This window comes from Larkinella sp. VNQ87, assembly GCF_049445795.1.
Lineage (GTDB): Bacteria > Bacteroidota > Bacteroidia > Cytophagales > Spirosomataceae > Larkinella.
Genome location: NZ_JBMSDT010000002.1, coordinates 165,130 through 181,353, shown reverse-complemented (window position 1 = coordinate 181,353; position 16,224 = coordinate 165,130). Strand labels below are relative to the sequence as shown.

Below are 16,224 nucleotides of genomic sequence, written 5' to 3'. Positions count from 1 at the left end.
TAAGTAATGATCAAGAACTCTCTAAAAATAGCTCTCCGGATACTCTGGAAAAACAAACTTTTTTCATTAGTCAATATACTGAGCTTGTCACTGAGTATGGCGGTTGGTGTTATTCTATTTACAGGCCTGAAAGCCACTTTTGATACAGACCATTTTCATCCTAAATTAAATCAAATCGTACGGATACTCACCCAAGAGACAACTGAGGGGGAACAAACCAAATGGGCAACAGCTCCATTGCCATTGGCGAATCAAATGAAAAATGTGTCCTTTGTTGAAAAAACGGTTAAAGTACGTCTGGCAGGAAAATATAATCTGCAAACCGACAAGGGTGATGTACCTATTGACATAAAATTTTCAGAGCCTTCTTTTTTTGATGTTTTTGGCTTTAAATTGTTGTCAGGTAATGCACAAAGCCTTGCCAATAATTCCACCACCCTTTTTTTAACGGAGAAAACGGCAAAAAAAATATTTGGCAGCACCAATGTCTTAGGGCATACGGTTCAATTTGAAAAGTTGGGTTCTTATACCGTTGGGGGAATAATCCAGGACCCAGCTTTAGAAACACATCTGCCCATTGAGGCAATGTTATCAATGAGTTCTGCTGAAATGTTGGAAAAAAAAGGAGCAATCAGTAGTATTTCACAAGATTGGGGAGGCTTCAAGAATGCAGCAATTTATGCCCGTTTAAAATCAGAAGGTAATGTAGAGCAACTTAATGCAACGCTCCAGAACTATAATCGGAAATTGGATAAGACCAATCTTCAATTTTTGGCGCAACCCCTCGAAGATATCACCCCTGGAAAAATCGGCCTAAAAAATAACCCCAATGCGGGCGCTAGTTGGGAAGACGTAAAAACGCAGCTATTCATAATTCTATCGTTAACCCTTTTAGCTGCTTTCAATTATATCAGTTTGGCATTGGCGCGTGCTTTCTCCCGGGCGCAAGAAGTAGGTGTTCGCAAAACCATAGGCGCAACAAGAGGACAAGTTATCGGTCAATTTTTAATGGAATCCACCCTCGTTGCCCTGCTTGCTTTGTTGTTGACAGTGCCATGTGTTACTATTTTAGCCCGCTATATACCCGATATGGATGATGTTACATTCTCCTGGGATATAACCTTACTAGTAACCTTGATTACCTACGCAGTGATCACAGGCTTAGTCGCAGGGGCATTTCCGTCATGGCTATTGTCAGCGTTTCAGCCTATACAGGTTTTGCGTAAAATGAAGAATATTAAGCTGTTCCGGGGTGTTGCTGTTTACAAAGTGTTGATTGTCGTTCAATTTTCTGTGACCATCCTGTTTATGATATTGGTTGTCATAGTAGGCGATTATGATCGAAAAAACAACGCAATCATCAGCTCAACCGTGCCATCCAATGTTCTGACACTGGATTTAAAAGGTGAAAAATATCAAAACCTGCAAAACGAAATAAGTCAGTTAAGTCAGGTAGAAATGACTTTGGCCACTAACTGGTACTATGAGCCCATTAAAATGGGTAAAGATTCTGTAACGCTAAACGATAAAACGCTGGAGATAAATTACGTAAGTATTGACCCACGAACAATTGAAACAGAAGGTATCAGCTTACTAGCTGGACAAAATTTTCCTAAAAATATGCCCCGGAGTGCTGAGCAATATGTGTTGGTGAACGAAGCTGCTGTAAAATTATTGGCATCTAAATCGGAGAACCTAGTGGGACAAAAGCTCTTACTGGACTCGGCCTCTGTACAAGTCATTGGCATCCTACCCAATGAGATTATTGGCCAAAAACTCCCTTTAATCTATCGGTATTTGCCAAATGAAATAACCACCTTGACCATCAAAATAAAGCCATATACAGAAATGGAAGCGGTCAAGGCCATTCAATCGGTATGGAAAGACCATTTTCCTGAGAAAACAGCCAATCTTTATAACTTAAAAGCGTATCGTTATTCAGGAGAAATCAGTGGAGAAATGGAAATTTTTGGAGGCTCTGCCCTAATTATCATGATAATCGCTGCTTTAGGCATTTTAGGCATAGCCAGTTACTCCGTAGAAACGCGCACGAAAGAACTGGGTATACGGAAAATATTAGGAGCAAACGATAAAAAATTGGTGTGGATAGTCACCAAGAATTTTGGCATTCTTATCCTAATGGCCGGCCTTATTGGTGTTCCAGCTGGCTTGTTTTGTGGTGATTTACTAAAAAAAGAAATGGGCACCTATCTTGATTTAGGTGTTATAAATATAAGCATAGCCTTTGGTTCGGTTGCTATAGTCGGGCTTCTGACTGTCCTATCCCAAACCATTCGCGCGGGGCAAATTGAACCGGTAAAAGTTTTAAAAGTAGAGTAAAAAAGTAAAGTATTGGTGTAAGCTTACACGCTTACTTTCCGATACAGAATTTACTAAAAATCGTCGCCAGCAGATCATCCGTGGTGATCTCGCCCGTCAACTCACCCAGGTGTCGGAGGGCGTCACGGAGGTCGATGGCCAGCCAGTCCTGCGTCGTTCCTGCGTCCAGACCGTCGAGCACGCGCAACAGGGCGGCATCGGTTTGCATCAGGTGTTCGTAATGCCGCAGGTTCGTCACCACCGTGCTGCCGGGAACTGCCCGGTTTTTGACAAACGCCGTCAGCCGCTGCGTCATTTCGTCCAGGTTGCGGCCGGTATTGGCCTGGATCGGTACCAGTTCCTTGCCAAATTGCAGTTGCCAATGGACCAGTTCATTGCTGGTGAGCTTGTCCATTTTGTTGGCTACCAGCAGATACGGCACGTTCCGTTGCAGCAATTCGGCCTCAACTTCGGCGATTTCAGCCGGGGTGGTGTCGGACACATCGAAGAGGTAAATGATGATGGCGGCTTTGTCGAGTTGCTGGCGGGTTCGCTCGACGCCAATGGCTTCAATGGCGTCGGTGGCTTCCCGAATTCCGGCCGTGTCGATGAGCCGAAACCGGATGCCGTCGATGAACAACTCATCTTCAATCACGTCGCGGGTCGTGCCCGGAATGTCGGATACGATGGCTTTTTCCTCGTTTAGCAACGCATTGAGGAGAGTCGATTTTCCGGCATTGGGCTTTCCGGCAATGACCGTGGCAACCCCGTTTTTGATCGCATTCCCGACCGAGAACGAGTCAATCAGCGGTCGAAGGGTTCGTTGAATGGCTGCAACCAGTTTGCGAAGGTCGTCGCGCTGGGCAAATTCAACGTCTTCTTCGCCAAAATCCAGTTCGAGTTCCAACAGTGCGGCAAACTCGATCAGTTGTTGCCGCAGGGCTTTGAGTTGCCGCGAAAAACCGCCCCGGAGTTGCGTCAGGGCGGCCCGGTGGGTGGCTTCTGAATCGGCGGCAATCAGGTCGGCGACGGCTTCGGCCTGCACCAGATCGAACTGCCCGTTCAGGAAGGCCCGCTGCGTGAACTCGCCCGGCTGGGCCATCCGGACGCCCTCCTGAAGCAGCAGACGCAGAATTTGCCGGATGACGTATTCGGAGCCGTGGCAGGAAATTTCCACCACATCCTCCTTCGTAAACGAGGCCGGGCTGCGAAAAATAGTCAACAGCACTTCATCAATGATCGTGTTCTCGTAATCCCGGATGGTGCCGAAATGAACCGTATGGGAGTCCTGTTTCGTGAGGTCTTTCCCCCGGAAAAGCCGGTTGGTGATTTCGATGGCCCGTTGGCCGGAAACCCGAATTACGGCAATGGCGCCAATACCCGGCGCTGTCGCCAAAGCCGCAATCGGTTCCTGTTGTAAAATATCCATGTGATAAACCCTGATACCCTCTGATGACCTCTGATAAACCCTGTGTAATAACGATTAATCAGGGCTAATCAGGGACTATCAGGGTTTATTAGGGGGTGTAATTCAATAGTTTTGGGAAAATGGGCAGGGTGTTGGCCAGGCCAACGAGCCGCGTTTCCAGCGTCACCGCCGGGATGTGCAGCAGGTCGGCCAGCTCATCGCCCAGGAAGAAACGCATTTGGGCCGCCGGGAGGTTCCGCAGGGCCGGGGGCGACAAGTTTTCGAGCGCCGTCAGCAGCGAACGGGTCAGGCCGGTGCCCTGCTCCGAAGGCCGGAATTGCCGCCGGGCAATCGAACGTTCGAGGTGAAAGGCTTCACGCAGGTTGTTGGGTAGCAACTCGTCCGACACGCCGAGCAGATACCCCGCGACGTTGATGTGATGCAGGTAGGCTTCTTCCTCGGTTTCCGACACCGCCGACCCGGTTTTTCGCAAACCGCGCAGCACGATGTAGGAAAAAGCCAGATTTGTTGCGGCCATGTCTTCCTGATTTACCGGGTAACCCCAGCTCAAGTCCCATTGCCCGCTCTGGAGCGTAAACCAGCGCACGGCTGCGTGCATGAGTCGGATTTTCAGCGTCCGAAGCACGGCCTTACCGGTTTCCCAATCCCGCTTTTTCATGACGCCGAACACCCATTCGCCGGTTTCTTCCAGCCGTTTGCGGGTGTCGTTGTGGATGCGCTGGGAGAGCCAAAGCACCCGGGCGCCGTCGGCCCCGGCATAACAGTAGGGCAGGGAATAACAGCCAAGCGTAAGTCCGATGGTGACAGCATTGGCCTGAAAAAACCGCATAGCGGTTTGCATCCGACGCGGATCGGCCCAATCGGGAAGCTGCGCATAGTTGCTTAAGAATGCCTTCACGGCCGGATGCTGGGCGGCAACGGAATAATCGGCGGTGTCGCCCAGCCAGCGCATCAACGCACTGACGCCGTCCCGGCCGCTTTCGCCAGCCACCGACGCAATCACGGAATCGGCGGGCGCGTCGCCCTGTTGCCGGTAATGATCCAGCAACTCGTCCGAAAAAAGTCGGGTTGGATTGACCGGTTTTACCATGTCATGTACCACGGACCACCGGTCCATGTTTTTTTTGTTTCCTCAAAATAAAAGAAAAAACACGGACCAGCGGTCCGTGGTACATCGTCAGAGCGTATCCCGGCGCAGCGTATCGATCGGCGCGGGGGCCGAAGATTGGGGTTGTGCGGGGGGCAGGTGCTGACTCGGTGGGTATTGCTGACCCGGCACCCCGTACCGATAAGGCAGATCGACAATTTCGACGCCCGTCACAAAGTATTTCGTATCGCCGTTCCAGGGCAGTTTGACCAGCTTTTCCTCGTAATGCAGCGTCACCCGCTGGCCGGTTTTAACGGCCTGGTTGATCTGTTGCGCCACCGAATCGTCTTTCACCGAAAAATCAAAATACTGAGGGGTCAGCGAGCCGGTTTCGCCCGAAAAACCGCCTACGTTCAGTACGCCTTCCCAGGTTTTGAAAATATACCCCCGGCGGCTGTATTTAGAGATCGTTCCGGCTCGTTCGCCGTCGCTGTAACTCCAGACCGTCAGGTAGTAAAAAATGCCGAATGCTAACAGTAAAAAGATCAGCAGAAATCCAATGCGTCTCATGAATCGTTGTCGGGTTGGTGTGATTTAGCACACAAATGAACACGTTACGGAATCAATTTGCAATCGCGCCTTATTTGGAACGAATGGCGATGACGGGGTCCATGCGGGCGGCTACCAGCGCCGGTAAAATACCGGAAACCGTCCCGATGATGCTCGATACACCCAGTCCCAGCATGATGTTGCCCGGCGACAGGATGATTTCGAGGGTACCCAGCTTTAAAAAGGATAACAAATAAACCAGCAAAATGCCGACGCCCCCGCCAATTAAACTTAAAAAAACCGCTTCGAACAGGAATTGGAAGAGAATAAAGTAGTTTTTTGCGCCCAGCGATTTCTGAATCCCGATCAGGTTAGTGCGCTCCTTGACAGATACAAACATGATGTTGGCAATCCCGAAACCGCCCACCAGAATGGAAAAACTGCCGATCACCCAACCGGCTATGGTCAGAACGGCAAAGATGCCCGAAATAGCCTGAGCAGCAGCTTCGGGGCGGTTCATGGCAAAATTATCATCCTGCATCGGTTTCAGACCCCGCCGGGCCCGCATCAGCCCCCGGATTTCACTTTCGAGTTCGAGCAGTCCTTCGTCGGTATCGAAACCTTTTACGGCAATATCGATGCTGGGGTTTACGGAATGGTACATTTTGGCGAAGGCACCGATCGGAATGAGGCATTTGGTGTCGGGGTTTCCGCCAAAATTGAGCAGACTCTCGCCTTTGCGTTCCTGCACGCCGATGACCTGGTATTTCAAGCCATTGAGTTTGAACTCTTTCCCGATCGGATCCTGGCCTGGAAACAGCGTTTCGGCAATGTCGGCCCCGATGATGGCGACGTTACGGGCCGCATCAATTTCCTGCGGGGAGAAATACCGCCCCTGTTCGACCGGAACATCTGAAATTTTGTTGTAATCCAACGACGTTCCCTGAATCAGCGCTTGAAGGCTGTTGTTCCCGTTCTTGACGGTCACCTGGCCCCGAAAGTCCATCGCCACTACGGCCTGGGCATTTTCCAGTTTTTCCTGGAGAAACTTGAATTCTTCGAGCGACGGCTCGGGGCGCTGAAAGTATTTCCACCACTGGTACTCACCCCCGAAGCCCCAGGGCCATTTCTGCACGTAAAGCACCTTATCGCCAATGCCTGCCAGGCTGTCTCTGATGTTCCGTTCGAGCGAATCGACGATGGTAAAAACCGCAATGATGGCGAAAATTCCGATGGTTACGCCCAGCAGCGAGAGCGTAGTTCGGAGAAGGTTCGAGCGCAGGGCCTGCCAGGCGAACCGGAAGCTTTCAAAAGTCTGACGGAGAAATTTCACGGACGACCTTGTTTTGATGACCAATAAAGGTATCAGACCCATCGGAATCTACCAAACGATTTGAAAGCGAAGGCGGTTTCGGCGGATGTTTGGTTAGTTTTTGTAGATTAGTGGTTCCAGGCCGCCCGAACCGTATACCCCGTTTAAAATGAAAACTTCATCTATTCAGAATGCAATTATCGTATTTCTGGGCCTGTTAGGCGCGTGCCGGACAGCCCCGCAATCGCCGGGTGTTGGCCAGAGTACGGGCGTCTATCAATACGAAAACGAGAAAAAAACAACCCATGTCCGCAAAGGCCCTTATTATTCGGATCGGCAGGCCGTGACAGGGAAGAACGGGATGGTGGCGTCGGCGCATCCGGAAGCCTCGCGGGTGGGCGTTGAAATTCTGAAAGCGGGCGGGAATGCGGTGGATGCGGCTGTGGCCGTGCAGTTTGCGCTGGCGGTGGTGTATCCGGGCGCGGGCAACATCGGCGGGGGCGGTTTTATGGTGTATCGTGACAAAACCGGGTCGGCCTACACGCTCGATTACCGGGAGAAAGCGCCCGAAAAAGCGCACAAGGATATGTACCTCGATTCGGCCGGGAACGTCATTCCGCGCCTGAGCATCACGGGCCACCTGGCCAGTGGAGTGCCGGGTTCGGTCGACGGCATGGTGGAAGCGCACCGGCGGTTCGGGCGGCTTCCGTGGGCGCAGGTGCTGCAACCAGCCATCGATCTGGCCGAAAAAGGCGTGATCCTAACCGAGCGCGAAGCCCTGGGCCTGAACCGGACCAAAAAATCGTTTTTGCAGGTCAATCCCGACAAGCGGTATTTCATGAAAGCCGATACGGCCGACTGGAAAGCAGAAGAGTTGTTGGTACAGAGCGATTTAGGACGAACCCTGCGCCGGATTCAGCAGCAGGGTCGGGCCGGTTTTTACGAAGGCGAAACGGCGAGTCTGCTGGTGACCGAAATGCAGCGCGGGGGCGGAATTATCACGGAAAACGACCTGAAAAATTACCACGCCGTCTGGCGCGATCCGCTGGTTGGCACCTACCGGCAGTACAAACTCATCACGATGCCGCCGACGTCGAGCGGGGGCGTGGCGTTGTTGCAGTTGATGGGGCTAGTCGAGCCGTATCCGCTGCGCCGGTGGGGTTGGAATAGCGATTCGACCGTGCAGGTCATGATCGAAGCCGAACGCCGGGTGTATGCCGACCGTGCCAAATTTCTGGGCGACCCGGATTTTGTACAAGTGCCCGTTCAGCAGTTGATCGATAGAGAATACCTGAAAAACCGCTGGTCGGATTTTACATTTGCCAAGGCCACCGACAGCCGGAACGTAAAGGGCGGCACGCTGCCGGGATACGAGAGTCTGGAAACGACGCACTTCTCGGTCGTCGACAAGGAAGGGAATGCCGTGGCCATCACCACGACCCTGAACGGCGGTTACGGCAGTCGGGTGGTGGTCGGCGGAGCCGGTTTCCTGATGAACAACGAAATGGACGATTTCAGCGTCAAACCGGGGGTACCGAATATGTTCGGACTGATTGGGAACCAGGCCAATGCCATCGTGCCGGGCAAACGGATGCTGTCGTCGATGACGCCGACGATTGTCGAGCAGGAGGGCAGGCTGTACATGGTTGTGGGGACGCCGGGCGGCTCGACCATCATTACCTCGGTTTTTCAGACGATTCTGAACGTGCTGGACCACGGCATGACCATGCAGCAGTCGGTCAACGCGCTGAAGTTTCACCACCAGTGGTTGCCCGACAAAACCACCTTCGAAAACGGCGCATTTTCGGAAGAAACCATTCAGAAATTGCAGACACGCGGTTATAAGCTGGAACAATTGACCAATTCGCTGGGCCGCATGGACTGCATTCTGCGCCGTCCCGACGGCACGCTCGAAGGAGCCTCCGACCCCCGGGCCGATAACACTTCGGTGGGTTACTGACGTACCCACGGACTTTAGTCCGTGTTTTCCAAGTAATTTGAGGTGTTAATCTATAAATCATAAGCCGGACAGCATAAGTTTTTCAAAGACCGGTAACAAAAAGACCTATAGGCTGGCTTACCCATAAAGTTTGCTCTAAAAACACGGACTGAAGTCCGTGGGTATGGGGGAATTTTTAAACTTTGTGGACAAAATGCGGTTTTTATCACATCACACCCCAGTAAGTTATTGATTGACAACCATGAAAACGAAATTCCTTTCTCTTGTTCTGCTGTGCCTGATTAGTAGTGGTTTGTGGGCTCAGACCCCGAAAAGCGCGGCCAATACAGCCGAGGTTCGGAAATGGCTGACGCAGATTTACGAAAAAGACCAGAAAGAACGGGCGGCTTACGACGCCATCGAGCGGCAATACGGCTGGGGGGCGAAAGAAGCCCAGGACGCCCGTCAGAAAATCAAGGACATGGATAAGGAGCATCTGGCCGACGTAGAGAAAATTATTGCGCAGGTGGGCGGTTATCCAGGCAAAAGTGTTGTCGGGCAACCCCTCGACCAGGTGGCTTTTCTGATTATCCAGCACAGCACCGACCGGACTGTTCACGAAAAATACCTGCCGATGTTTACGGAAGCCGCTCAGAAAGGCGAACTCGACAAGGCTGGGGTGGCTTTCCTGACCGATCAGGTGAAGGTTCAGAAAAAAGAAAAACAGATTTACGGCACCCAGATTCACATCAACAACAAAGGCGAAAAAGATGTGTATCCGATTGAAGATGAGGCCAATCTGGACCAACGACGCAAGCAGATGGACCTGGAACCCATGGCGGCTTACCTGGCACGGATGGGCGTGAAGAAATGAATGATGAGTTATGAATTAGCTACCGCAGCGCAGTTAATTCATAACTCATCATTCAAATCAGAATTTTCCGTGGTTTTTGGCTACTTCCAACAATTCGGTAATACCAGGCTTCGCCACTTCTTCGGGTGATTCGAACTTGATGTGTCTCAGTAACTTACCGGTTCCTTTTAACAGGCTGTTGGGGTCCGGTAGCTGCGTGCCGTAGTGAAAGCCCAGGTTAACGCTCGAGGAAAGGGGAGCGATGTAACAGATTTCGTCCGACATCCGGGGGCCGGTTCCGTAGGAGATAGTTTTGTAACCGGTGTGCACGGCTTCGTGTGCTTCGGGCAGGATCGTGCGAACCAACTCCCTGACTTTCAGGGCAAGATCACGCACTTCCGGCTTGTAATCGGCCAGAAAGGTTTCAACAGGTTTTGTCATAGCGGGTTTAGATTTGCCTTAAGGTATTGTATATCGGAGAAAAATGCAATAATCGCGCCGGGAATACTTGATAAATGCAAAAAAAGCCCGATTTGAGGACGTAGTACAATAGCCAAAACCGAGCTGGCTAAAAAAGTGATTTTGCGGTTTCGGAAAAGCCAAACCGGTTTTCAAAAGCCTGCCCAGTGCTTCAACGGATAATGTGTCCGCTTACCTCTCCCAAGTCGATTTGCCGGTTTCCGGCCCAGCCGCGCAGAATTACCATATCGCCATCCTGCAAAAAGGTTCGGGAGGAGCCGTCGGGCAGCGAAAGGGGCCTGGTGCCGTTCCAACTCAGTTCGAGCAGCGAACCGTAACTGTGGGGTGAGGGACCGGAAATGGTGCCGGTCGCCAGCAGGTCGCCGACGTTCAGGTTGCAGCCGTTGACGGTGTGGTGAGCAATCAGTTGGCCCACGCTCCAGTAGAGATAGCGGGTGTTGGTGCGGGAAAGAATAACCTCCGTCGGATAGTCCGGCGTTTGCAGAACCGCTTCCATTTCAATGTCAAAATACGAGCGTCCGGCGGGTTGAAGATAGGGCAGGGGTGTGGGCTCCTGTTTTGGCCCATCGGTTCGGAAGGGTTCGAGGGCTTCGAGCGGAACCACCCAGGGCGATACCGATGACGCAAAATTTTTGCCCAGAAAAGGCCCTAGCGGTTGGTACTCCCAGCGTTGGATATCCCGCGCCGACCAGTCGTTGAACAAAACAATACCGAATACATATGATTCGGCTTCGTGAATGGAAACCGGCTCACCTAGCCGGGATGACTTACCAATGACAATTCCCAGTTCCAATTCGAAATCCAGCGCGTTCGAGGGACCAAAAACCGGCTGCTGATCGGGGCCGAGCGTTTGACCGTTGGGTCGTTTGATGGGTGTGCCGGAAACGACGATGGATGACGCCCGGCCGTGGTAGGCCACCGGCAAGTGTTTCCAGTTGGGCAGCAACGGATCACCCTGCGGGCGGAACATCCGGCCCACGTTGCTGGCGTGTTCTTCACTGGCGTAAAAATCGGTGTAATCGCCGACCCGAATCGGCAGGTGAAGGGTAGCGTGTTCGGCCGGAATCAGCACCAGTTCAGCGAAGGTGTCGAGCGGTTTTTCGGGATGCGTCAGCAATTCAATCAGCCGATGGCGGACGGCCCCGCAAACCGGTTTGCCCAGGGCCATGAACTCGTTCAAAACCGGTTTTTTGAAAACCGCCGGATCAACCGCCATATCGTCGAAAAAACCGAGTCGCCCGACCATTTCCAGGTCAAGGATTTGATGGTCAAGCCGGACACCGACGCGTTTGTCGGAATCGGATGTACTGAAAATGCCGTAGGGAAGCGTCATTCCGTAAAATTATGGTAGATCGAGTCCATGATCCGGACAAAATGCTGGTAATCTTCTTCGCTCAGGTCGCCCCAGCCTTTGCGCCGGATGTCGACCACCGTAGGCAACACCTCGTCGTATTTCCGCTGGCCTTCGGGGGTCAGGAAAATCAGGAATTTCCGCCGGTCATCCTCGGCCATTCGCCGTTCAGTCAGGCCCTTTTTGCACAGCAAATCGATCATTCGGGTCACCGTCGGCGCATCCTTCGTGGTCAGTTCCGACAACACATTCTGACTAATACCGGGGTTGCGAAACAGGTGATCGATGAGTACCCACTGGTCGACCGTCAGGTCAAAACCGGCTTCGTTAAACTGCTTTTGCAGCACATTCCGAATGCGTTTGATGGTGGTATCGATCTTGAAAAAATAAGCCCGGTGATCGGAAGGATGCGTCATGCGTTCGCTGGTAACGAGGTTACGGTTTGTCTTCGTACGAAACAAGTCAACAAAACCAGCCGCAAAAATACGGGAAACTAGGCGACTAACAATTCTTCCAGTTTTTCTTCAATCGCCGGAATGGACTGATACAGTTGTTCATACGATTCGATGACGAAATACCGGTCCTGATACCGGTCGATTACGTACGGCGTTTGCAGCAACTTCCCGACATCGTATGGAATCCGGGTGGGCTCCGGGCTTGTCAGGCTGTAGACGGTTTCGCCCGGCGACGACAGAATGCCCCCGCCATAAATCCGCAATCCATCGGCTTCCTGAATCAACCCAAACTCGACCGTATACCAGTACAGCCGCGAAATCATCTCGATGGCTTCCGGATGATCGACATGCGCAAGGGCAATCCGGCTCAAAGCGGCCAGAAAATCGCAAAAGGCCTGGTTTGAGAGCATCGGCACATGCCCGAACGTGTCGTGAAACATATCCGGTTCCTTCAAATAATCGAGTTGCTCGCGCCGACGCAGCCAGGTCGTAGCCGGAAAGTTGCGGTTCGCCATCAGCTCGAAAAATTCACGGTTCGAGATCAAGCCCGGTACCGCCGACACCCGCCAGTGTGTCAGTCGATCGAGCCGGGGATTTAGTTCGCGTTCAAAATCCGGAATGTGGTCGGCCACAAAACCGACTTTTTCAATGCCGTCGAGGTACGCCTGACTGGCTTTGCCCGGCAACTGCACCATCTGCCGTTCAAACAGCACCCGCCAAACGGCCTGGTCGTCGGGGGTGTAGGTGTGGTAGGATTGGGTCATGACGAATGAGCGAATGAGCGAATGAGTGATTGAGTGAATAGCGCTGCCATATTTTTGCTCCCTGCGGAGCTATTCACTCAATCACTCATTCGCTCATTCACAATTAGTTAGAGGGTTCCCCGGAGTTCCTGTTCGTGCTCAATCGCTTCGAAGAGGGCTTTGAAATTGCCTTTTCCGAAGGATTTGGCCCCTTTGCGCTGAATGATCTCGAAAAACAGCGTCGGGCGCGGGCCGACCGGTTTCGTGAAAATCTGGAGCAGGTAGCCTTCGTCGTCGCGGTCGACCAGAATGCCGAGCGACCGCAGGGCGTTGATCTCCTCGTCGATCTGCCCAACGCGGTCGAGCAAATCGTCGTAGTAGGCGTCCGGCACTTTCAAAAACTCCACGTTGCGGCTGCGCAGGTCCGTGACGGTTTTGACAATGTCGTTCGTCGCGACGGCGATGTGCTGCACGCCTGGTCCACCGTAGAAATCGAGGTATTCCTCCACTTGCGACTTCTTTTTGCCTTCGGCTGGTTCGTTGATCGGGAATTTAATGCGTCCGTTGCCGTTGCTCATCACCTTGCTCATCAGGGCCGTGTAGTCGGTCGAAATGTCCTTGTCGTCGAACGAAACCAACTGTTTGAAACCCATGACGTTGGCGTAAAAATTCACCCAGGTGTTCATCTCATTCCAGCCGACGTTACCGACCATATGATCGACGTACTGCAATCCCACGTCGGCCGGGCGGTTTTCGGGATGCCAAGGCTGAAACCCCGGCAGGAAAACACCTTCGTAGTCAGTGCGTTCGACAAAAATGTGGACCGTATCGCCGTAGGTGTGAATGCCCGATCGAACCACAAAACCGTGTTCGTCTTCCTCGCGGGTCGGTTTCAGAAACGGAACAGCACCCCGGCGGGTGGTTTCTTCGTAGGCTTTCGTGGCGTCATCGACCCATAGCGCCACCACCCGGACACCATCGCCGTGTTTGTCGATGTGCTGGCCGATGGCGGTGCCGCCGTGGAGGGGCGAGGTCAGCACCAGCCGGATTTTGCCCTGCACCACTACGTACGATTCGCGGTCGCGCCAGCCGGTTTCGAGCCCCGCGTGGGCCAGTGGCTGAAAGCCAAACGCTGTCTGAAAATAATGTGCCGATTGCAGGGCGTTGGCAACGTAGAGTTCAATGTAATCGGTTCCGTTCAGGGGCAAAAAGTCCGCCACGTCCTGTTCAATCATTTCAAGTGCTTCCATCGTTTGTTGATTTATCTCCGCTCTTCTTTGCTAACCTCCGCGAAATAGCTTTTAAGATTGTTTCGCAGAGTTTAGCGGAGAAAAACAGAGTTAAGCGGAGGGTTATTCGAGCCAGGATTGGTAGTAGTTTCCGTCATCCAATTTCAAGGCGGCATCGGTCAGCATCAGGGGCCGGAAGGTGTCGACCATCACGGCGTATTCATGGGTCTCTTTCTTGCCGATGCTCCGTTCCATCGCGCCGGGGTGCGGCCCGTGCGGAATCCCGCCCGGATGCAGCGTGATGTGCCCCGGCGCAATGTCGTTACGACTCATAAAATCGCCGTCGACGTAGTAGATCACCTCGTCGGAGTCGATGTTCGAGTGGTTGTACGGGGCCGGAATGGCCTTCGGGTGGTAGTCGTACAGCCGGGGGCAGAACGAGCAAACCACGAAGGCATCGGTCTGGAACGTCTGGTGGACCGGGGGCGGCTGGTGAACGCGGCCCGTGATCGGTTCAAAATTGAAAATCGAAAAACCGTACGGGAAATTGTAGCCGTCCCAGCCCACCACGTCGAACGGATGCGTGGCATACACCAGCGAATGCAGGGCACCCTGCTTCTTGATTTTGATCAGAAAATCGCCGGTTTCGTCGTGTGTTTCGAGCTCCTGCGGGCGCTTGATGTCGCGTTCGCAGAAGGGCGAATGTTCGAGCAACTGCCCGAACTGGTTGCGGTAGCGTTTGGGGGTGTAAATCGGTGAATGCGACTCCACGTACAGCAGCCGGGCTTGCGGGCCTTCGTCAAACTCAAGCTGGTAAATCATGCCGCGCGGAATGACGAGGTAATCGCCGTAGGCAAACGGAATCGTGCCCAGCAGTGTCCGCAGCCGCCCCGCCCCCCGGTGGACGAACAGCAGTTCGTCGGCGTCGGCGTTTTTGTAAAAAGAATCGGTCATCGACCGGCCCGGAGCCGCCAGGCCGACAATCACGTCCTTATTCACCAGCAGCGGCACGCGGCTTTCCACGGCATCGCCGGGCGACGGTTCCAGGTTGAAGCCCAGCAATTTGCGGGAAAGCATGTTTTTGTCGACGGCCACCACGGGCGTTGCGTCCACGCTCTCCAGCACGGCTTTCACCATCGTGGGCCGGTGGATGTGATAGAGCAGCGACGACATGCCCTCAAAACCGATTGTGCCGAACAACTGCTCGTAATACAAGCCGGTTTTGCCATCCGCGCCGGGGGGCTTCTCAAACTGCGTGTGCCGCTTCGGCGGAATCCGGCCGAGGGTGTGGTAAAAAGGCATAACGGTTGATGAAGTATAATCTTAAAAACTTGTTTTACTAACTATTGTTTTGCTTACAATTATAACGCTATTTGTTTGTTTTATTGAACAATTTGAATAATTATTTTTCTTATAATCTGATTTTGCGGATTTCGGGGCTTGCAACCTCATTAAATTGGGTGGATGATAGACGCCAAACGGCATTTCCTTATTTTTGCCCGCGAATACCCCAAACCCCTGAAGGGACTAAACTTTCAACGAAACGAACCTGATGCAACCCACACTTCTGATTTTGGCCGCCGGGATTGGCAGCCGCTACGGTGGAATCAAACAACTGGACCAGTTTGGTCCGAACGGCGAGACAATCATCGATTATTCCCTGTACGACGCCATCCGGGCCGGTTTTGGCAAGGTCGTTTTCATCATTCGCGAAGAGTTGCGCAAGGATTTTGAGGAGATTTTTCTGCCGAAGCTGGAAGGCAAACTAGAGGTAGACTTTGCCATTCAGGCGCTGAATTCGTACGTGCCGGACGATTTGGGACCGGTGCAGCGAACGAAGCCCTGGGGTACCGGCCACGCCATGCTCTGCGCCTGGGAGCAAACCGACACGCCGTTTGCCATCATCAATGCCGACGATTTTTACGGACAGGAAGCCTTTGAAATCCTGGCAAAATTTCTGACCGACAACACCGACGATCAGCTTCATGCGCTGGTGGGCTACGAAATCCAAAATACGCTGTCGGAGCATGGGTCGGTCTCGCGGGGCGTGTGCGATCTGAATCCGAACGAAACACTGTCTTCGGTGATCGAACGGACCAAGATTTACCGGCTAAACGAAGGGGAAAACGCCGGACAGATTGTGTTTGAAGAACCCGACGGCCTAACACCCCTGGCCCCCGATACCCCGGTTTCGATGAACTTCTGGGGCTTCAAACCGGCGGTATTTCCACTGGTACTGGAACAGTTTACCGATTACGCCCGCGCCAACTTTAATGCGCCCAAAGCCGAGTTTTACATCCCGACCATCATGACGAATCTGATTCAGCGCGGACAGGGCCAGTGCCAGGTATTCCGCAGTCGGTCGGAATGGTTCGGGGTGACGTATCCGGAAGATAAACCGCTGGTTCAGGCTTCCTTGAAACGACTGCACGACAGCGGGAACTATCCGGAGCGCTTGTGGTAATATTCCGCGAACGA

Annotated in this window: 14 protein-coding genes; 4 read left to right on the top strand and 10 right to left on the bottom strand. The window is 52.7% G+C overall.

The features are described 5' to 3' along the window. Positions 1 to 6: 6 nt before the first annotated feature. On the top strand, positions 7 to 2,340 hold the full coding sequence (locus ACO2Q8_RS03355) for an ABC transporter permease (RefSeq protein ID WP_423343366.1): 2,334 nt from the start codon (positions 7 to 9) through the stop codon (positions 2,338 to 2,340). A 31-nt stretch (positions 2,341 to 2,371) separates the two neighbouring features. Here ACO2Q8_RS03355 and mnmE read toward each other — a convergent pair whose 3' ends face one another. From mnmE to ACO2Q8_RS03335, 4 genes are all read right to left on the bottom strand, one after another. Then, a complete protein-coding gene (gene mnmE, locus ACO2Q8_RS03350; protein ID WP_423343365.1) occupies positions 2,372 to 3,748 on the bottom strand; it encodes a tRNA uridine-5-carboxymethylaminomethyl(34) synthesis GTPase MnmE in 1,377 nt (458 codons plus the stop codon). A gap of 88 nt (positions 3,749 to 3,836) precedes the next feature. Beyond that, complete coding sequence (locus ACO2Q8_RS03345) at positions 3,837 to 4,865, bottom strand: oxygenase MpaB family protein (RefSeq protein ID WP_423343364.1); 1,029 nt, start codon at positions 4,863 to 4,865, stop codon at positions 3,837 to 3,839. Between the two features lie 60 nt (positions 4,866 to 4,925). Next, a complete protein-coding gene (locus ACO2Q8_RS03340) occupies positions 4,926 to 5,405 on the bottom strand; it encodes a hypothetical protein (RefSeq protein ID WP_423343363.1) in 480 nt (159 codons plus the stop codon). 70 nt (positions 5,406 to 5,475) lie between these two features. After that, positions 5,476 to 6,717, bottom strand: a complete 1,242-nt coding sequence (locus tag ACO2Q8_RS03335; RefSeq protein WP_423343362.1) for an ABC transporter permease — start codon at positions 6,715 to 6,717, stop codon at positions 5,476 to 5,478. A 148-nt stretch (positions 6,718 to 6,865) separates the two neighbouring features. Here ACO2Q8_RS03335 and ggt point away from each other — a divergent pair, with 148 nt between their 5' ends. Together ggt and ACO2Q8_RS03325 are read left to right on the top strand one after the other, a co-directional pair. Further along, positions 6,866 to 8,656 (top strand): gamma-glutamyltransferase, encoded by a 1,791-nt coding sequence (gene ggt / locus ACO2Q8_RS03330; RefSeq protein ID WP_423343361.1) that lies wholly within the window; start codon positions 6,866 to 6,868, stop codon positions 8,654 to 8,656. Positions 8,657 to 8,897: 241 nt separating this feature from the next. Next, positions 8,898 to 9,509, top strand: a complete 612-nt coding sequence (locus ACO2Q8_RS03325; protein WP_423343360.1) for a DUF6624 domain-containing protein — start codon at positions 8,898 to 8,900, stop codon at positions 9,507 to 9,509. 57 nt (positions 9,510 to 9,566) lie between these two features. Here the strand turns inward: ACO2Q8_RS03325 and ACO2Q8_RS03320 are convergent, their stop codons facing one another. The 6 genes from ACO2Q8_RS03320 to ACO2Q8_RS03295 all read right to left on the bottom strand — a co-directional run bounded on the left by ACO2Q8_RS03320 (position 9,567) and on the right by ACO2Q8_RS03295 (position 15,048). Beyond that, positions 9,567 to 9,929 carry a DUF1801 domain-containing protein gene (locus ACO2Q8_RS03320; protein ID WP_423343359.1) on the bottom strand — a complete coding sequence of 121 codons (363 nt, stop codon included), beginning with the start codon at positions 9,927 to 9,929 and terminating at the stop codon, positions 9,567 to 9,569. A 190-nt stretch (positions 9,930 to 10,119) separates the two neighbouring features. Next, the gene (gene fahA, locus ACO2Q8_RS03315) at positions 10,120 to 11,301 is read right to left on the bottom strand and encodes a fumarylacetoacetase (protein WP_423343358.1); all 1,182 of its coding nucleotides are present in this window, start codon (positions 11,299 to 11,301) and stop codon (positions 10,120 to 10,122) included. Continuing rightward, the gene (locus tag ACO2Q8_RS03310) at positions 11,298 to 11,735 is read right to left on the bottom strand and encodes a MarR family winged helix-turn-helix transcriptional regulator (RefSeq protein WP_423343357.1); all 438 of its coding nucleotides are present in this window, start codon (positions 11,733 to 11,735) and stop codon (positions 11,298 to 11,300) included. The genes fahA and ACO2Q8_RS03310 overlap by 4 nt, the downstream gene beginning before the upstream one ends. A 77-nt stretch (positions 11,736 to 11,812) precedes the next feature. Beyond that, a complete protein-coding gene (gene phhA / locus ACO2Q8_RS03305; protein WP_423343699.1) occupies positions 11,813 to 12,553 on the bottom strand; it encodes a phenylalanine 4-monooxygenase in 741 nt (246 codons plus the stop codon). A 92-nt stretch (positions 12,554 to 12,645) separates the two neighbouring features. Continuing rightward, positions 12,646 to 13,767 carry a 4-hydroxyphenylpyruvate dioxygenase gene (gene hppD, locus ACO2Q8_RS03300; protein ID WP_423343356.1) on the bottom strand — a complete coding sequence of 374 codons (1,122 nt, stop codon included), beginning with the start codon at positions 13,765 to 13,767 and terminating at the stop codon, positions 12,646 to 12,648. Between the two features lie 102 nt (positions 13,768 to 13,869). Continuing rightward, complete coding sequence (locus ACO2Q8_RS03295) at positions 13,870 to 15,048, bottom strand: homogentisate 1,2-dioxygenase (RefSeq protein WP_423343355.1); 1,179 nt, start codon at positions 15,046 to 15,048, stop codon at positions 13,870 to 13,872. Positions 15,049 to 15,298: 250 nt separating this feature from the next. Here ACO2Q8_RS03295 and ACO2Q8_RS03290 point away from each other — a divergent pair, with 250 nt between their 5' ends. Next, a complete protein-coding gene (locus ACO2Q8_RS03290) occupies positions 15,299 to 16,210 on the top strand; it encodes a nucleotidyltransferase family protein (RefSeq protein WP_423343354.1) in 912 nt (303 codons plus the stop codon). Positions 16,211 to 16,224: the final 14 nt, after the last annotated feature.

Excerpts from the sequence above, each read along its gene's own strand:
- ACO2Q8_RS03320 (WP_423343359.1), bottom strand. The coding sequence starts at position 9,929 with ATGACAAAACCTGTTGAAACCTTTCTGGCCGATTACAAGCCGGAAGTG.
- ACO2Q8_RS03290 (WP_423343354.1), top strand. The coding sequence starts at position 15,299 with ATGCAACCCACACTTCTGATTTTGGCCGCCGGGATTGGCAGCCGCTAC.
- ACO2Q8_RS03355 (WP_423343366.1), top strand. The coding sequence starts at position 7 with ATGATCAAGAACTCTCTAAAAATAGCTCTCCGGATACTCTGGAAAAAC.
- ACO2Q8_RS03340 (WP_423343363.1), bottom strand. The coding sequence starts at position 5,405 with ATGAGACGCATTGGATTTCTGCTGATCTTTTTACTGTTAGCATTCGGC.
- ACO2Q8_RS03345 (WP_423343364.1), bottom strand. The coding sequence starts at position 4,865 with ATGGACCGGTGGTCCGTGGTACATGACATGGTAAAACCGGTCAATCCA.
- ACO2Q8_RS03310 (WP_423343357.1), bottom strand. The coding sequence starts at position 11,735 with ATGACGCATCCTTCCGATCACCGGGCTTATTTTTTCAAGATCGATACC.
- mnmE (WP_423343365.1), bottom strand. The coding sequence starts at position 3,748 with ATGGATATTTTACAACAGGAACCGATTGCGGCTTTGGCGACAGCGCCG.
- ggt (WP_423343361.1), top strand. The coding sequence starts at position 6,866 with ATGAAAACTTCATCTATTCAGAATGCAATTATCGTATTTCTGGGCCTG.
- ACO2Q8_RS03295 (WP_423343355.1), bottom strand. The coding sequence starts at position 15,048 with ATGCCTTTTTACCACACCCTCGGCCGGATTCCGCCGAAGCGGCACACG.
- hppD (WP_423343356.1), bottom strand. The coding sequence starts at position 13,767 with ATGGAAGCACTTGAAATGATTGAACAGGACGTGGCGGACTTTTTGCCC.
- ACO2Q8_RS03325 (WP_423343360.1), top strand. The coding sequence starts at position 8,898 with ATGAAAACGAAATTCCTTTCTCTTGTTCTGCTGTGCCTGATTAGTAGT.
- fahA (WP_423343358.1), bottom strand. The coding sequence starts at position 11,301 with ATGACGCTTCCCTACGGCATTTTCAGTACATCCGATTCCGACAAACGC.